The organism is Pseudomonas arsenicoxydans, assembly GCF_006438915.1.
GTDB lineage: Bacteria > Pseudomonadota > Gammaproteobacteria > Pseudomonadales > Pseudomonadaceae > Aquipseudomonas > Aquipseudomonas arsenicoxydans_A.
The window spans coordinates 134,681-150,628 of record NZ_RCZE01000015.1 but is presented as its reverse complement, the minus strand read 5'-3'; the positions used below and the strand labels follow the sequence as shown (position 1 = coordinate 150,628).

Here is a 15,948-nt window from a genome sequence, read left to right as displayed (position 1 = left end):
AGAGGACAGCGATGAAGGCAGTAATTCTGGCGGGTGGTCTCGGTACGCGGATCAGCGAAGAGTCGCACCTCAAGCCCAAGCCAATGATCGAAATCGGCGGCAAGCCAATTCTTTGGCACATCATGAAACAGTACTCCGCCCACGGCATTCACGACTTCGTGATCTGCCTTGGCTACAAGGGCTACGCGATCAAGGATTTCTTCGCCAACTACTTCCTGCACACCTCAGACGTCACGTTCGACATGTCCAACAACCGCATGGACGTTCACCAGAACTACAGCGAGCCGTGGCGCGTGACCCTGATCGACACCGGTGAAGACACCATGACCGGTGGCCGCCTGCGTCGCGCCGCCCGTTACCTGGAAGGCGAACAGGCGTTCTGCTTCACCTACGGCGACGGCGTTTCGGACCTGAACATAGGTGCTCTGGTGGACTTCCACCTGACCCATGGCAAGCTCGCGACCGTGACCGCCGTGCAGCCACCGGGACGTTACGGCGCCCTGGAACGCGACGGTGACAGCGTCAAAGGTTTCATTGAAAAACCACGCGGTGACGGCGGCTGGATCAACGGCGGTTTCTTCGTGTTGTCGCCCAAAGTCCTGCCCTACATCGCTGACGACCAAACCTCCTGGGAAGCAGAGCCGTTGGCCGCGCTGGCCAACGAGCAGCAGTTGCAAGCGTTCCAGCACGACGGCTTCTGGCACCCGATGGACACCCTGCGCGACAAAAACCACCTTGAGCAGCTGTGGCTGAGCGGGGAGGCCCCATGGAAGCAATGGGACTGAGTCAGGAGTTCTGGCGCGGCAAGCGGGTTCTGCTGACCGGCCATACCGGCTTCAAAGGCAGTTGGTTGACGTTGTGGCTGCAAAGCCTCGGTGCCGAGGTCAGCGGTTTTTCGCTGGACCCGTCCACCGAACCGAGCCTGTTTGAACTGGCGCGCGTGCACGAAGGCATCAACGATCAGCGCGGCGATTTGCGTGACCTCGGCGCTTTGCTGGAGTTGATCGCCGAGACCCAGCCGGAAATCGTCCTGCACCTGGCGGCCCAGCCGTTGGTGCGCGAAGGTTATCGCGACCCGCTGGGGACTTACTCCAGCAACGTCATGGGCACCCTCAATCTGCTCGAAGCGATCCGCCAGGTCGGCGGCGTGCGTGCGTGCGTGCTGGTGACCACCGACAAGGTCTACGCTAATCAGGAATGGCTGTGGCCGTACCGCGAAAACGAAGCCCTCGGTGGCCACGATCCTTACAGCAGCAGCAAAGCCTGTTGCGAGTTGCTGGCGCAGTCTTACGCGGCGTCGTTCTTCCCGGCTGAAAAGTACGCCGAGCACGGTCTGGCCCTGGCCACCGCCCGCGCCGGCAACGTACTTGGCGGCGGTGATTTTGCACCTGAGAGGTTGATTCCAGACGTGCTCAAGGCCTGGTCCGCCGACGAACCGGTGACCTTGCGCTACCCGCAAGCCGTGCGCCCATGGCAGCACGCGCTGGAGCCGCTGGCCGGTTACCTGCAACTGGCAGCCGGTCTGTATGAACAAGGTCCCGAGTTTGCCGGTGCGTGGAACTTCGGCCCAAGTGAAGCGGACATGTGCAGCGTCGGCGAAGTCGTCGAATTGCTTGCCAGCCGCTGGCCGCAAGCCCGTGGCTTGCGCATCGAACCGAGTGAGCTGCATGAAGCCGGACTGTTGCGCCTGGACAGTAGCCGCGCCCGTCAACTGTTGGCCTGGCAACCGCGCTGGTCGTTGCAACAATGCCTGACCCAGACGCTGGACTGGCACCTGGCCTGGCAAAACGGCGATGACATGCGCGCCGTCACCTTGGGCCAGTTGAACCTGTACCGAGGCGCGTTGTGAGTGAGTTTTCGTTAATGCCGTTGCCGCTAAACGGCTTGTTCAGCGTGCAGCACAAACGCTTCGAAGATGAGCGCGGGTATTTCGCGCGCCTGTTCTGTGAAGGCAGCCTGAGCGCCTTTGGCGAGCCGTTTCAAATCCGGCAGATCAACCATTCCTGCACCCGTGAGCGGGGCAGTGTGCGTGGTCTGCATTATCAAAATGCGAGCGCGCCGGAAGCCAAATTAATCACCTGCCTGCGCGGCGAAGTCTGGGACGTGGCGGTGGATTTGCGCCCGGAATCCGAGACCTTCCTGCACTGGCACGCCGAGTACCTGCGTGCCGGTGACGGTCGCAGCCTGTTGATCCCGGCCGGGTTCGCCCATGGCTTCCAGACCCTGACCGACGACGCCGAATTGCTCTACCTGCACAGCGCGGACTACACGCCGGTGCACGAAGGTGGTTTGAGCGTGAACGATCCACGGCTGGCGATTGCCTGGCCGTTGCCTGTCAATAATCTGTCGGCGCGGGATTCCAGCCATCCCTTGATCGATGACCAATTCGCTGGAGTGCGTGTATGAATTGCCGTGGTTGCGGGACTTCCCTGGCCTTGCCGCTGATCGACCTCGGCACCTCGCCGCCTTCCAACGCTTATGTGCGCGTCGATCAACTGGAGCAAGCCGAGCAATGGGTGCCGCTCAAAGTGGCGGTGTGTCAGCAATGCTGGCTGGTGCAGACCGAGGATTACACCAGCGCCGACAGCCTGTTCGACGCCGAGTATGCGTATTTCAGTTCGTTCTCCAGCACCTGGTTGGCCCATGCCGAACGTTACGTCGCCGAGATGACCGAGCGCTTCGGCCTGACCGCCGACAGCCGCGTGGTGGAAATCGCGGCCAACGACGGTTACCTGTTGCAGTACGTCGCCGGGCGCGGCATTCCGTGCCTGGGCGTTGAGCCAACGCGCAGCACTGCGCAAGCGGCACGGGACAAAGGCCTGGAGATTCGTGAACTGTTCTTCGGCCGCGACACCGCAGCGCAACTGGTCAGCGAAGGCTGGTCCGCCGACCTGATGGCCGCCAACAACGTGCTGGCCCACGTGCCGGACATCAATGATTTCCTTGGTGGTTTTGCCACCTTGCTCAAGCCGACCGGCGTGGCGACGTTCGAGTTTCCGCAACTGCTGACGCTGATGGCCGGCCAGCAGTTCGACACGCTCTACCACGAGCACTATTCCTACCTGTCGCTGACCGCTGTGCAGACCTTGTGCGAGCGCAACGGTTTGCAGGTGTTCGACGTCGCTCAGTTGCCGACCCATGGCGGTTCGCTGCGGGTTTTTGTCCAGCGTGCCGACGGCGTGCGCCGCGATGTGCAAGCCTCGGTTGCTCAGCAATTGCAGGCCGAACTCGCCGCTGGGGTGAAAACTACCGAGTACTACGCGACCCTCGCGCCTGCCGCCGAACGCATCAAGCACGAACTGCTGCGATTCCTGTTGCAGGCCAAGGCCGATGGCAAGCGCGTGGTCGGATACGGAGCTGCGGCCAAGGGCAACACCCTGCTCAACTACGCTGGGGTCAAACCTGACCTGTTGGCCTGGGTCGCCGATGCCAACCCGCACAAGCAGGGCAAGTATTTGCCGGGTAGCCGCATTCCGATTGTGTCGCCGGCGCAGATCGACCTCGAGAAACCCGATTACGTCCTGGTGCTGCCGTGGAACCTGCTGCACGAAGTCAGTCAGCAATTGGCCCAGGTGCGTCAGTGGGACGGCCGCTTCGTGATCGCCGTGCCTGAGTTGACCGTCCTGTGAAAGTGCTCGTGACCGGTGCCACCGGGTTTGTCGGCCGCCATCTGGTCGACGCCTTGCTCGCCCGTGGCTGCGAAGTCCGGGCCGTGGCGCGCAATGCCGAGACTGCCGCGACCCTGCCGTGGATCAATGCCGTGGAATTCATCGCGTCGGATATTCACGCCGACGATCTGAACATTGCCGCGTTGACCGACGGTGTCGACGCGTTGGCGCATCTGGCCTGGCCAGGGCTGCCGAACTACCGGGCGCTGTTCCACTTCGAGCACAACCTGATGGCCGACTACCGGTTTATCAAGGGCGCGGTAGAGGCGGGCGTCTCGCACGTGTTGGTCACCGGCACCTGTTTCGAATACGGCCTGCAGAGTGGCCCGCTCAGCGAGCACACCGCGCCGCAGCCGAGCAACCCGTACGGGTTGGCGAAAAATACGCTGCGCCTGTTTCTGCAAAACCTGCAGCAGGTTCAACCGTTCACCCTGCAATGGGCGCGGTTGTTTTACCTGCATGGCGAAGGGCAAAACCCGAACAGTTTGCTCGCCGCGCTGGACCGCGCCATCGATGCGGGCAATGACAGTTTCAACATGTCGGCCGGTGAGCAGTTGCGGGATTACCTGGCGATTGAAACCGCGGCCGGTTACCTCGCGGCCATCGTGCAACAGCGCGAATTCGATGGCGTGATCAATTGCGCCAGCGGCCAGCCGGTTTCGGTGCGGGCGCTGGTCGAGCAACGGCTGCGTGAACGCGGCGCGTCGATTCATTTGAACCTCGGTCACTACCCATACCCGACCCACGAACCGATGGCGTTCTGGGGCGTGGCGGACCGTTTGCAACAGCTACTGGGAGCATCGCATGAGGCATGAGTTGTATCGGGTCGCCGACCTGCCGGTGTTGCAGAACCGCACCTTTGCCGATCCCGAATCGGCCAAGGCTTCGGCGTGCGCCGACATGGTCCTGGTGCAGGATGAAAAGAGCGGGTTGATCTTCAACCAGGCCTTCGATGCCGACAAGCTGAGCTACGACGCTGACTACCAGAACGAGCAGGCGCATTCGGGCCAGTTCCAGAAGCACCTGGGTGATGTCGAGGGCATCATTGCTCGCCACTTCAAGGGCCGGGAACTGATCGAAGTCGGCTGCGGCAAGGGCTACTTCCTCGAACTGCTCAAGGGCCTGGGCTACGCCATCACCGGCATCGACCCGGCCTACGAAGGCGACAATGCCGACGTGATCAAGGCGCCGTTCACCCGTGGCCTCGGCCTGGCGGCCGACGCCATCGTGCTGCGCCATGTGCTGGAACACATTCAGGACCCGGTGAGTTTTCTCGCCGAAATCGCTGACGCCAATCAGGGCGGGCAGATCTACATCGAAGTGCCGTGCTTCGACTGGATCCTCGAGCACAAAGCGTGGTTCGACCTGTTCTACGAGCACGTCAATTATTTCCGCCTCGATGACCTGCGCCGGATGTTCGGCACCGTGCACGAGGCCGGCCACCTGTTCGGCGGCCAGTACCTGTACATCGTTGCCGACCTTTCGACCTTGCGCCTGACCCCGGAACAACCGGTGCCACGCCTGGACCTGCCTGAAGGTTTCACCGCGAGCCTTGCGCGCGCAGTGCAGATCATCCAGACCGCGCCCGAGCAGGGTTCGGCGATTTGGGGCGCGTCGTCCAAAGGCGTGATCTATTCCCTGTTCCTGCAAAGGGCCGGTGTGGCGGTGGATCGCGTGGTCGATATCAACCCGGCCAAACAAGGGCGTTATCTGCCGCTGAGCGGCGCGCGGGTGTCCTCGCCGCAGGAGGCCATGGACGCGCTGCCCGAAGGCGCCAACCTGTTTGTAATGAATTCCAACTACCTCGAAGAAATCAAGCGGATGACCGATGGACGCTACGTCTATCACGCCGTCGACAGCGCTTCGTTCCAGTGACTATTGAGATTAGAAAAATGACTGACAACACCATCAATAAAGCCTTCGAAGCAGAATGCGCAGAACAAATCGCAGCTCAGGGCGACGACCAGAAACTCACAGGTCTGGCCCAGGATTTCTTCAACCAGTCGGCCAAGCACAAGTACAGCTACCACTTCTCGTGGATGGGCCGCCCTATCATCCAGCTGCCACAAGACATGATGGCCATGCAGGAAATCATCTGGCAGGTCAAACCCGACCTGGTGATTGAATGCGGCATCGCCCATGGCGGTTCGATCATCTACTACGCCTCGTTGCTGGAGCTGCAAGGCCACGGCGAAGTGCTGGGCATCGACCTCGACATTCGCCCGCACAACCGCGAAGCCATCGAAAGCCACCCGATGAGCAAGCGCATCAAAATGATCGAAGGCTCGAGCATCGACGAGGCCATCGCCGCACAAGTCCGCGCTGCCGCCGAAGGCAAGAAAGTCATCCTCGTACTCGACTCCAACCACACCCACGATCACGTGCTGGAAGAGCTGCGCCTGTACGCACCGCTGGTGTCGGTGGACAGCTACTGCGTGGTCATGGACACCGTGGTTGAAGACATGCCGGCCGATTTCTTCCCGGACCGTCCATGGGGCCCGGGCGACAACCCGAAAACCGCCGTGTGGAAATATCTGGAAGAAAACGCTGACTTCGAAATCGACCGTCAGTTGCAGAACAAGCTGCTGATCACCGTGGCGCCGGATGGCTATCTGCGTCGCGTTCGTTAATCACTCTTGAATTGAATGTAGGTTCTCGGCTTCTGGCCGGTTGTGGGGATAGAAATATGCGCGTTCAAAACACTGCTCGAAACGATGTGGCACCGCTGAATGAACGGTTGACGGTGGTGGTGATTTCCCACAACCGCAACGCCTACCTGCGGCGCACCTTGCAGTATTACAGCAGCTATCCCTGCACGATTCTGGTCCTGGACTCTTCGCTGAAAAGCGACGACAACATCGCCCGTGATTACCCGATGGTCGATTACCGGCACTTGCCGCAATTCACCTACACCGGGTTGCAGGAAAAACTCGCCTATGGCGTGAATCAGGTGACCACGCCGTACATGGTGCTGGCCGCCGACGATGATTTCCTGCTGCACGATGCGATCACCGAGTCGCTGGAGTTTCTCGAAGACAATGCCGACTACGGCATGTGCCACGGCTACGGGATCATGTACCTGGCGCGCGCCACGGAAGTGAATTACTTCCGCCGCGACCGCAAGGGGCCGGAAGACTATTGCTCGGAGTCGGCCGAAGAACGCCTGACGCAATTCATGGGGCACTTCCTGCCGCCGTTCTACGCGGTGAGCCGTACCGAGTTGCTGCAGGACTGGCACAACGCGTTACTGCCGGGCACCAGTTTCGAGTGGCAGGAAATCGGCCATGCCTATTACATGCTCGCGCGCGCCAAGGCGCGGATCTTGCCGATCCCGTTCGCCGTGCGGGAAATTCCTTACGGTGCCTCGGAGCACAACACCAACGTGCTGACGGTGTTGACGCTCAAGGACGCGAAAACCGTGGCCGACCGCGAGCGCTTTGCCGAGTTTCTGGCGTCGCTGCCAACCGGCATGGCCCACAAAACACTGGACGAAGGCAAGCAGGTCGCGCTGGACAGTTTCGCCACCATGGCCGACTGCCTGACCAACCTGCGTTCGTTGCAGGGCACGATGATTTTTACCTCGACCTGGCTACAGGCCGGCAAAGAGCCTTCGCGTTTGTTTGGTCAGATGCAGTTTGTCGAGATGCCGTTCTACAACCAACCGGTTTTTGATTTGCTGACCGAGTTCGAATTCCTGCTGCACACCATGCCGGCCGGCAAGTTGCAGCTGCAGGAACTGGAAGGCCTCTTGCTCAAGCAGCATGACCTGCTGCGCGTGCATCCCAACGACAACGAGCGCACCTTGCGCAGCCGTTTGTGGGAAGCCCTGAGCCTGTATGCGTTCAACCGCACGGTGGTGTCGCGTCTGGTCGAGTTGTTGAAGGATTCCGATGAGGCCGAAGAAGGCCTCAAGCTGCAAGCCTGGGCCGAGCGCCTGGCGTCGGTGCCGGCACAGGACGAGCAATCGTTGTTCGAAAACATGCCGTCCGGGCGTTTGCTGAACTGGCTTGATGCACGCAACCCGGATGCCAAGCAGCTTAAAGTGATTGAGGCGCAGCTGCGTAAACGCAATGGCGGCCCGCAGTTCGGCATCATGCTGTTGGACCTCGACGCCGACATGGTCAAGTTGCAGGCTACCTTCGACAGCCTGGTCGCTGGTCACTGCAAGGCGTTCAAAGTCGTGGTGTTCACCACCGGTGATTTGCCGGCGACCACCACACCGCGTGACACCGTGCACTTCGTCAAAGTCACCGCGACCAATTACGTTGAGCGCATCAACCAGAGCGTCAACCAGTCCACCGCCGACTGGCTGGTACTGGCCGAAGCCGGTGATCAGTTCACCGGCAGCGGTCTGCTGCGCGCCAGCCTTGAACTGATGGGCGCCGAAGGCATTCGTGCCGTGGCGATGGACGAAATCCAGCGTCAGGAAAACGGTTCCCTGGCGGATGTGTTCCGTCCGGGCGTCAACCTTGATCTGCTGCAAACCGTGCCGTCGCTGATGGCCCGCCACTGGCTGATCCAGCGTGACGTGTTGGTGAACGCGGGTGGCTACTCGGCTGAATACCTGTCGGCGCTGGAGTTCGACCTGTTGTTGCGTTTGATCGAAGACGGCGGCCTGGGTGGCCTGGCGCATCTGGCGGAGCCGCTGCTGATCTGCAACGCGTCGTCCGTCGAGGAAAACCCTCACGAACGTCAAACCCTGACCCGTCACCTGACGGCCCGCGGCTATCGCGGTCAGGTCAGCTCCGCGCTGCCTCACACCTGGCAGATTGATTACCAGCACGCCGCGCGGCCAAAGGTTTCGATCATCCTGCACAGTCAGGACAATCTGGAGCACTTGCAACGCGCGGTGGTCAGCGTGCTGCAACGGACTCGCTACCAGCAGCATGAAATCCTGATCGCCGATAATCACAGCCAGTCCGAAGAACTGACGACCTGGCTGACCAGCCTGGAAGGCAAGGGCGATCGCCTGCGCGTCTTGCGCACCGGTAAACGCTTGAGCGCCTCGGCGCTGCATAACTTTGCCGTGAGCGAGGCCAAGGGCGCCTATGTGGTGTTGATGTCGGCCGAAGCCGAAGTGGTCAATTCCAACTGGCTCGACAGCCTGCTCAATCAGGCCCAGCGTCCGGAAGTCGGGATTGTCGGCGGCAAGCTGATGAACATCCGTGGAGCGACCACACAAGCGGGCCTGGTGTTGGGCTTCAACGGCGTGGTCGGTTCGGTGTTTATCGATGAGCGCAAAGATGCCAAGGGCTACATGAACGGTCACCAGGTCGAGCAGAACTACTCGGCGGTGTCGGGCGCTTGCATGATGGTGCGAAAAGAGTTGTACGAGGCCGTTGGCGGTCTGGACGAAGAGCATTTCGACGAAGCGTTTGCCGACATCGACCTGTGCCTGAAAGCCGCCGACGCCGGTTACCTGATCGTCTGGTGCCCACAAGCGCAGATGCTGCACCCGGGCTTGTTGCCGGATGCGCCGCAAACGGCCGCCGCCCTGCAAGACAAGTGGCGCGCGCGCTTCGCTCAAGACGCAGCGTACAACCAGAACCTGGCCTTGACCGGCAAGGGCTTTACCCTCGGCGCAGCCTCCAGTGTGAACTGGATGCAGTTGCTCGCTTAAGCCTGGCTGACAGGTACAAGGACTCAAGGCATGTTTAACGGCAAATCGATTTTCATCTCCGGTGGCACCGGCTCGTTCGGGCGCAACTTCATTCGTCGGCTGCTGGAGCAATACCAGCCAAAGCGCGTCGTCGTGTTCTCGCGCGACGAGCTTAAGCAGTACGAAATGCAGCAGACGTTCAACGCCCCGTGCATGCGTTACTTTTTGGGCGATGTGCGCGACGCGGAGCGTTTGCGTCAGGCCATGCGCGGCATCGATTACGTGGTGCATGCCGCCGCCCTGAAGCAAGTGCCGGCGGCAGAATACAACCCGACCGAATGCATTCGTACCAACGTCAATGGCGCCGAAAACATCATCGCCGCGGCCATCGACAACGGCGTGAAAAAAGTCGTCGCGCTGTCCACCGACAAAGCGGCCAGCCCGATCAACCTGTACGGCGCGACCAAGTTGCTGTCGGATAAGTTGTTCGTCGCCGCCAACAACATTGCCGGCGAGCAGCAGACCCGGTTTGCCGTGGTTCGCTACGGCAACGTCGCCGGTTCTCGGGGCTCGGTGGTGCCGTTCTTCAGCAAGCTGATCAGCGAAGGTGCCAGCGAACTGCCGATCACCGATGAACGCATGACGCGCTTCTGGATCACCCTCGATCATGGTGTGCAATTCGTGCTCGACAGCTTTGCGCGCATGCACGGTGGTGAAGTGTTCGTGCCGAAGATTCCATCGATTCGCATCGTCGATCTGGCGCTGGGCATGGCTGAACACCTGCCGCACAAGAATGTCGGGATTCGCCCGGGTGAAAAACTCCATGAGTTGATGGTGCCGCTGGACGACGCGCGGATGACTCTGGAGTTCGCCGATCACTACACCATTCAACCGTCGATCCGCTTCACCAGTGTCGACGTGGATTTTGCCGTAGATAACCTGGGCGAGCAGGGGCGCACCGTGAGCGAGGACTTCGAGTACCGTTCCGACACCAATCCTCACTTCCTGTCGGTCGGTCAGATCGCTGACCTGCACGCCGAGTTGTCGGCATGATTCCTTACGGTCGGCAAAGCCTCGATCAGGCAGACATCGATGCGGTGGTTGCCGTGTTGCAGTCTGACTGGCTCACGCAAGGGCCGACCATCGAGCGTTTCGAGCAGGCCATGGCCGAACGTTGCCAGGCCGGTTTCGCCGTGGCGGTGTGCAACGCCACGGCGGCGCTGCACATTGCTTGCCTGGCAGCCGGGCTTGGGCCGGGCGATCGTTTGTGGACCACGCCGAACACCTTTTTGGCCTCGGCCAACTGTGGTCGTTATTGCGGCGCCGACGTGGATTTCGTCGACATCGATCCGCTGACCTGGAACCTCGATGCCCACGCCCTGAAAGCGAAACTGCAAGCGGCCGAAGACAGCGGCACGCTGCCCAAAGTGCTGGTAGCGGTGGCCTTCTCTGGACAAAGCTGTGACATGCGCATGATCGCCGGACTGGCCGAGCGCTATGGCTTCACGGTCATCGAAGACGCTTCCCATGCGGTTGGCGCGTCCTACGCCGGCCGGCCAGTGGGTTGTGGCGAATTCGCCGCCATGACGGTCTTCAGTTTCCACCCGGTGAAGATCATCACCAGTGCCGAAGGTGGCATGGTGCTGACCAATAGCCCGCACCTGGCTGAACGCTTGCAACGTCTGCGTAGCCACGGCATGACCCGCGACCCGCAGCACATGACCGAACCCAGCCACGGCTCCTGGTATTACCAACAAGTGGAATTGGGCTTCAATTACCGCATCACTGACCTGCAAGCAGCCCTTGGGTTGTCACAGCTGGGTAAACTCGACGGGTTTATCGAACGTCGTCGTGAACTGGTGGCGCGTTATGACCGGTTGCTGGCGTACTTGCCGTTGACCTTGCCGAGCATTCAGCCTGAGGCCGAATCGGCGTGGCACCTATACGTGGTGCGGTTGCAGACGGAACGGATCAGCCTCAGTCATCGACAGGTGTTCGAAGAGTTGCGAGCGGCCGGGGTCGGGGTGAACCTGCACTATATTCCGGTGCATTTGCAGCCGTATTATCGTGATCTGGGATTCTCCGAGGGGGACTTCCCGCAAGCGGAGCGTTACTACGCCGAGGCCATCAGCCTGCCGCTGTTTCCTTTGCTGAGCGATGAACAACAGGATTATGTGGTCGAGCAGTTGCGACGGCTGGTCCTTGAGGAGTAGTACCTTGAGCAGCGTTGCGATCATTCCTGCCCGAGGTGGCAGCAAGCGCATCCCCCGCAAGAACCTCAAGCCGTTCGACGGCGTGCCGATGATCGTCCGTTCGATTCGTACGGCGCTGGATTCGGCGCTGTTCGACCAGGTGGTTGTCAGCACCGACGATGAAGAAATTGCCGAGGTTGCCCAGGCGCATGGGGCTCACGTGCCGTTCATGCGTCCGGCGTCGTTGGCTGATGATTTCACCGGCACGGCGGCGGTGATGGTTCATGCCTTGAATGAACTGCCCGCGTTCGACTTTGCCTGCTGCATCTACGCGACCGCGCCGCTGTTGCAAGCGCGGTATCTGCGCCAGGGGCTGGACGTGCTGGAGCGGCATCCAGACAAATCGTTTACGTTCTCCGTCGCCAGTTTTGGCTTCCCGGTGCAACGTGCCTTGACCCTCGACGAAGAGGGCGCCTTGATCTCGCTTTACCCGGAATTTCGCACTACTCGCTCCCAGGACTTGCCCGAGGCCTTTCAGGACGCGGGCCAGTTTTATTGGGGCCGTAGCGAAGCCTGGTTGCGCGGCGATGTACTGTTTTCCCCGGCGAGCCTGCCGGTGATTCTGCCGCGGTATCTGGTGCAAGACATCGACACCGTTGAAGACTGGAAGCGCGCCGAATATTTGTACGCCGCATTGAAAACCGGCGGTGAAGTGCAATGAGAGTGCTTATTCGTTCCGACGCCTCACCGACCATTGGCAGCGGCCATATCGCGCGCTTGTTGCCACTGGCCAGAACCTTGCGCAAGCAGGGTTCGTACGTGGCGTTTGCCTGTCGCCTGTTGCCAGGGCATCGACTGGACGCTTTGGCGGGGGAGGGCTTCGAAACCTTTGCGCTGCCCGATCGTTATCCCGATGAAGACCCGCAACAAGCGATTGAATCGATGCTGCCGTGGCAAGCGGACATCGACGCGTTGGCACAGGCGCTGGAAGGCCGGCCGGCGTTCGACTGGATCATCGTCGACCACTATGGCCTCGACCATCACTGGCAAACTGCAGCCAGGCGCTGGGCGCCCCGGATCGCCGTGGTGGATGATCTCGCGACGCGCACCTACGACGCTGATCTGCTGCTGAATCAGAATCTCTCCGGTACGCCTGAGGTTTATGCCTCGCTGCTGCCACCGGATTGCCAGACCTTGCTCGGCCCGCGTTTTGCGATGCTGCGCGATGAGTTCAACTGCGCGGCCGTCGAGATCAAACCGCAGGCCAAACGGGTGCTGGTGAACTTCGGCGGCTTCGATGCGGCGATGCAGACTCACCATGCGATGTTGGCGATGGCGGACTTGCGTGACTTGGACGTCGATTTTGTCGCCGGTGCCGACAATCCGGCCTGGGAGCAGATGCAAGTGTTGGCGGCGGATCGTCCGAATTGGCGTTTGCACAGTTTTGTCAGCGACTTCTACCGATTGATGACCGAGGCCGACCTGTTTGTCGGTGCCGGTGGCGGTACCAGCTGGGAGCGGGCGGCTCTGGGGCTGCCGACGATTTGCATTGCCGTGTCGAATAATCAGCAGGCCAATGGCGTAGTCATGGCGACCGCGGGGGCTCATGTCTACCTTGGTCCACGTGAACAGGTCAGTGTTGAACAGCTGCGTCAGGCCGTGAGTTTTGTCGCGGACAATCAAGGGTTGCGCCAGAGTCTAGCCGAACACTCCCGGCGATTGGTTGATGGCCGCGGCGCGCAGCGTGTGGCGGCTGCATTGGCCGGAGCGGTTCTACAGATACGCCCGGCGACCCTGGCCGATTCGACGCTGTTGTTCGAGGGGCGCAACGCCGAGGCCGTGCGGCGCTGGTCGCTGGAGACCGGCGTCATTGACCGGCAAGCCCATCAAAACTGGCTGACCGCCAGCCTGAGCAATGACCACCGTTTGTTATTGATCGCCGAGGCGGATGACGGCCCGGTAGGGGTGTTGCGTTATGACCGGCGTGGCGTTGAAGCCGAAGTGTCGATTTATCTGTTCGAAGACCGTTTCGGGTTGGGCTGGGGCAGGGCGCTGCTGGCGCGTGGCGAGGCCTTCGTCACCCGTCATTGGCCACAACTGACCGCCATCACCGCTCTGGTTTTGCCGTCCAACCAGCCGTCGCTGAAGGTCTTTCGCGAAGCCGGTTTCACTCAGAGTGCCTGCGCGTTCACGCGCGTATTGAAGGATCACCGCAATGACTAGTTTCAAGATCGGCAACCGCTTGATCGGTGCTGACGCGCCGCCCTTCATCATTGCCGAGATGAGTGGCAACCATAACCAGTCGCTGGATATGGCGCTGCGAATTGTCGAAGCGGCGGCCAAGGCCGGCGCCCATGCCTTGAAACTGCAAACCTACACTGCCGAGACCATGACCCTGGACCTGTCCGAAGGTGAGTTCTTCATCAAGGACCCCAAGAGTCTATGGGCGGGCACATCGCTGTATGCCTTGTACGAAAAAGCGCATACGCCGTGGGAGTGGCATGCGCCGATTTTCGCCCGGGCCAAAGAACTGGGGATGCTGGCATTCTCCACGCCGTTCGATGACAGCGCCGTCGACTTCCTTGAAAGCCTCGACGTGCCGGCCTACAAGATCGCCAGTTTCGAGAACACCGACCTGCCGCTGATTCGCCGGGTCGCCGCCACGGGCAAGCCGTTGATCATCTCCACCGGCATGGCCAGCATCGCCGAGCTCGACGAAACCGTGCGCGCGGCCCGTGAGGCCGGGTGCAAGGAGCTGGTATTGCTCAAGTGCACCAGCACGTATCCCGCGACCCCGGCCAATAGCAATGTGCGCACGATTCCTCATCTGCGTGAATTGTTTGGTTGCCAGGTCGGTTTGTCCGATCACTCCATGGGTGTCGGCGTTTCCGTGGCAGCGGTGGCGCTGGGGGCGACGGTGGTGGAGAAGCATTTCACCCTCGACCGCGCGGCCGGTGGTGTGGACGCCAGTTTCTCGCTGGAACCGGCGGAGCTTGCCAGCCTGGTCGTGGAGACCGAGCGTGCCTGGCAGGCGATGGGCCAGGTGCATTACGGCGTGACTGAAGCCGAGCGTAAATCCCTGGTGTACCGTCGCTCGCTCTATGTCACCCAGGACATGGCTGCCGGTGAGCCCTTCACCACGGCCAATCTGCGCGCCATACGTCCGGGTCTGGGGCTGGCCCCCAAGCACGCTGAAACCCTTCTGGGCCGCCGCGCTCGCCACGCCATCACGCGTGGAACCCCGCTCGACTGGTCGCTGGTCGAATAACGCCTTATCGGGTTGATTCGGCAAAATAGAGTGACCTGTGAGTCATAACGCGCATCTTCACTGTATTGTATAAATCGGGAAGGTGGCGCCTGGCCTGTTTCTGGCCCAGTGATAGCCTTTTATTCTTCCCGCCGTCGCCGCTTCGGGACGACGTTTTCTCTGTTTGTCGGCGCCCTCGAATCCTTGCGAGCGGTGGTATTGGGCTGTTTATTATTGGGAAGCCGTAATGATTGGCATAAAAAGCATTGCGAGCTACGTTCCTGTAGCCGGCATAGACAATTACGCACAAGGTGCAAAATTCGAGAAGGATGAAGAATTCATCCTCGGCAAGATCGGTTCCGCTTTCCTGCCACGTAAAGACGATGAGCAGGAAACCTCGGACCTGTGCGTCGAAGCAGCCAATGCGCTGTTCGCCAACAACCCTGATTTGAAACGTGAAGCGGTCGATGTGCTGATCGTGGTCACCCAGAACGGTGACGAAGAAGGCCTGCCACACACTGCTGCCATTGTTCAGGACAAGCTCGGCCTGCCCACCACCGTGGCAGCGTTCGATATTTCCCTGGGCTGCTCCGGCTACGTCTATGGAATCTACGCAATCAAGGGCTTCATGGAAGCCGCCGGTCTGAAGAATGGCTTGCTGATCACGGCCGACCCGTACTCCAAGATCGTCGACCCCGAAGACCGCAACACCACTATGCTGTTCGGCGATGCTGCCACCGCCACCTGGATGGGCGAAAACGCTCCGTGGCAGTTGGGCAAGGCCAAGTTCGGCACCGACGGTTCTGGCGCGCCGCACCTGAAAGTGACCGATGGTGTGTTCTTTATGAACGGTCGTCAGGTGTTCAACTTTGCGTTGCTCAAAGTCCCGGCGCATTTGCATGAGCTGCTGGCCGATTCGCAACTCACGGCTGACGACGTCGATGCCTTCTGCATTCACCAAGGCAGTGCGGCCATCGTTGATGCTGTGGCCCGACGCTTCGAAGGCGAGCCGGAGAAGTTTCTCAAGGACATGGTCGAGACCGGTAATACCGTGTCATCGAGCATTCCTTTGCTGCTGGAAAAACACGTACTGGACTCCAGCTGGAAGCGAGTTGCACTGAGTGGTTTCGGCGTTGGCTTGTCGTGGGGGTCTGCGATCATCTATCGCCCATAACGGCAACGCATCAGTCAAAGAAAGCCAGACACAAAAAAAGCGCTCAAGGTGTAATCTTGAGCGCTATT

At 60.6% G+C, this 15,948-nt stretch carries 14 protein-coding genes; all 14 read left to right on the top strand.

The genetic code is table 11. The annotated features are described in order from the left end of the window. Positions 1–11: 11 nt before the first annotated feature. The 14 genes from rfbF to EAH78_RS27225 all read left to right on the top strand — a co-directional run bounded on the left by rfbF (position 12) and on the right by EAH78_RS27225 (position 15,880). Positions 12–785: a glucose-1-phosphate cytidylyltransferase gene (gene rfbF, locus EAH78_RS27290; RefSeq protein WP_123434018.1), complete on the top strand. Its 774-nt coding sequence runs from the start codon at positions 12–14 to the stop codon at positions 783–785. Beyond that, on the top strand, positions 767–1,849 hold the full coding sequence (gene rfbG, locus EAH78_RS27285; protein WP_140670797.1) for a CDP-glucose 4,6-dehydratase: 1,083 nt from the start codon (positions 767–769) through the stop codon (positions 1,847–1,849). Before rfbF ends, rfbG begins: the two co-directional genes overlap by 19 nt. Further along, positions 1,846–2,406: a dTDP-4-dehydrorhamnose 3,5-epimerase family protein gene (locus tag EAH78_RS27280; protein ID WP_140670794.1), complete on the top strand. Its 561-nt coding sequence runs from the start codon at positions 1,846–1,848 to the stop codon at positions 2,404–2,406. Before rfbG ends, EAH78_RS27280 begins: the two co-directional genes overlap by 4 nt. Next, positions 2,403–3,629 (top strand): class I SAM-dependent methyltransferase, encoded by a 1,227-nt coding sequence (locus EAH78_RS27275; RefSeq protein WP_140670792.1) that lies wholly within the window; start codon positions 2,403–2,405, stop codon positions 3,627–3,629. Before EAH78_RS27280 ends, EAH78_RS27275 begins: the two co-directional genes overlap by 4 nt. Beyond that, a complete protein-coding gene (locus EAH78_RS27270) occupies positions 3,626–4,483 on the top strand; it encodes an NAD-dependent epimerase/dehydratase family protein (RefSeq protein ID WP_140670790.1) in 858 nt (285 codons plus the stop codon). The genes EAH78_RS27275 and EAH78_RS27270 overlap by 4 nt, the downstream gene beginning before the upstream one ends. Next, the gene (locus EAH78_RS27265) at positions 4,473–5,543 is read left to right on the top strand and encodes a class I SAM-dependent methyltransferase (RefSeq protein WP_140670787.1); all 1,071 of its coding nucleotides are present in this window, start codon (positions 4,473–4,475) and stop codon (positions 5,541–5,543) included. The genes EAH78_RS27270 and EAH78_RS27265 overlap by 11 nt, the downstream gene beginning before the upstream one ends. Before the next feature lie 17 nt (positions 5,544–5,560). Continuing rightward, entirely contained in the window at positions 5,561–6,298 is a 738-nt protein-coding gene (locus EAH78_RS27260) for a cephalosporin hydroxylase family protein (RefSeq protein ID WP_027922337.1), read from the top strand. A 56-nt stretch (positions 6,299–6,354) separates the two neighbouring features. Continuing rightward, the gene (locus EAH78_RS27255) at positions 6,355–9,288 is read left to right on the top strand and encodes a TIGR00180 family glycosyltransferase (RefSeq protein WP_140670785.1); all 2,934 of its coding nucleotides are present in this window, start codon (positions 6,355–6,357) and stop codon (positions 9,286–9,288) included. Between the two features lie 30 nt (positions 9,289–9,318). Continuing rightward, positions 9,319–10,320 carry a UDP-N-acetylglucosamine 4,6-dehydratase (inverting) gene (gene pseB, locus EAH78_RS27250; protein WP_140670783.1) on the top strand — a complete coding sequence of 334 codons (1,002 nt, stop codon included), beginning with the start codon at positions 9,319–9,321 and terminating at the stop codon, positions 10,318–10,320. Next, entirely contained in the window at positions 10,317–11,480 is a 1,164-nt protein-coding gene (gene pseC / locus EAH78_RS27245; protein WP_140670780.1) for a UDP-4-amino-4,6-dideoxy-N-acetyl-beta-L-altrosamine transaminase, read from the top strand. The genes pseB and pseC overlap by 4 nt, the downstream gene beginning before the upstream one ends. Positions 11,481–11,484: 4 nt before the next feature. Then, entirely contained in the window at positions 11,485–12,180 is a 696-nt protein-coding gene (gene pseF / locus EAH78_RS27240) for a pseudaminic acid cytidylyltransferase (RefSeq protein WP_140670777.1), read from the top strand. Continuing rightward, positions 12,177–13,682: a UDP-2,4-diacetamido-2,4,6-trideoxy-beta-L-altropyranose hydrolase gene (pseG, locus tag EAH78_RS27235; protein ID WP_140670775.1), complete on the top strand. Its 1,506-nt coding sequence runs from the start codon at positions 12,177–12,179 to the stop codon at positions 13,680–13,682. The genes pseF and pseG overlap by 4 nt, the downstream gene beginning before the upstream one ends. Then, positions 13,675–14,727, top strand: a complete 1,053-nt coding sequence (gene pseI / locus EAH78_RS27230; protein ID WP_140670772.1) for a pseudaminic acid synthase — start codon at positions 13,675–13,677, stop codon at positions 14,725–14,727. The genes pseG and pseI overlap by 8 nt, the downstream gene beginning before the upstream one ends. 226 nt (positions 14,728–14,953) lie before the next feature. After that, positions 14,954–15,880, top strand: coding sequence for a ketoacyl-ACP synthase III (locus EAH78_RS27225; RefSeq protein ID WP_140670769.1), 927 nt, complete (start codon positions 14,954–14,956; stop codon positions 15,878–15,880). The last annotated feature ends 68 nt before the right edge of the window (positions 15,881–15,948 follow it).

What these genes read in the sequence shown, in the direction of transcription:
- rfbF (WP_123434018.1), top strand. Translation starts at nt 12, where the DNA reads ATGAAGGCAGTAATTCTGGCGGGTGGTCTCGGTACGCGGATCAGCGAA.
- rfbG (WP_140670797.1), top strand. Translation starts at nt 767, where the DNA reads ATGGAAGCAATGGGACTGAGTCAGGAGTTCTGGCGCGGCAAGCGGGTT.
- EAH78_RS27275 (WP_140670792.1), top strand. Translation starts at nt 2,403, where the DNA reads ATGAATTGCCGTGGTTGCGGGACTTCCCTGGCCTTGCCGCTGATCGAC.
- EAH78_RS27265 (WP_140670787.1), top strand. Translation starts at nt 4,473, where the DNA reads ATGAGGCATGAGTTGTATCGGGTCGCCGACCTGCCGGTGTTGCAGAAC.
- EAH78_RS27260 (WP_027922337.1), top strand. Translation starts at nt 5,561, where the DNA reads ATGACTGACAACACCATCAATAAAGCCTTCGAAGCAGAATGCGCAGAA.
- EAH78_RS27255 (WP_140670785.1), top strand. Translation starts at nt 6,355, where the DNA reads ATGCGCGTTCAAAACACTGCTCGAAACGATGTGGCACCGCTGAATGAA.
- pseB (WP_140670783.1), top strand. Translation starts at nt 9,319, where the DNA reads ATGTTTAACGGCAAATCGATTTTCATCTCCGGTGGCACCGGCTCGTTC.
- pseC (WP_140670780.1), top strand. Translation starts at nt 10,317, where the DNA reads ATGATTCCTTACGGTCGGCAAAGCCTCGATCAGGCAGACATCGATGCG.
- pseG (WP_140670775.1), top strand. Translation starts at nt 12,177, where the DNA reads ATGAGAGTGCTTATTCGTTCCGACGCCTCACCGACCATTGGCAGCGGC.
- pseI (WP_140670772.1), top strand. Translation starts at nt 13,675, where the DNA reads ATGACTAGTTTCAAGATCGGCAACCGCTTGATCGGTGCTGACGCGCCG.
- EAH78_RS27225 (WP_140670769.1), top strand. Translation starts at nt 14,954, where the DNA reads ATGATTGGCATAAAAAGCATTGCGAGCTACGTTCCTGTAGCCGGCATA.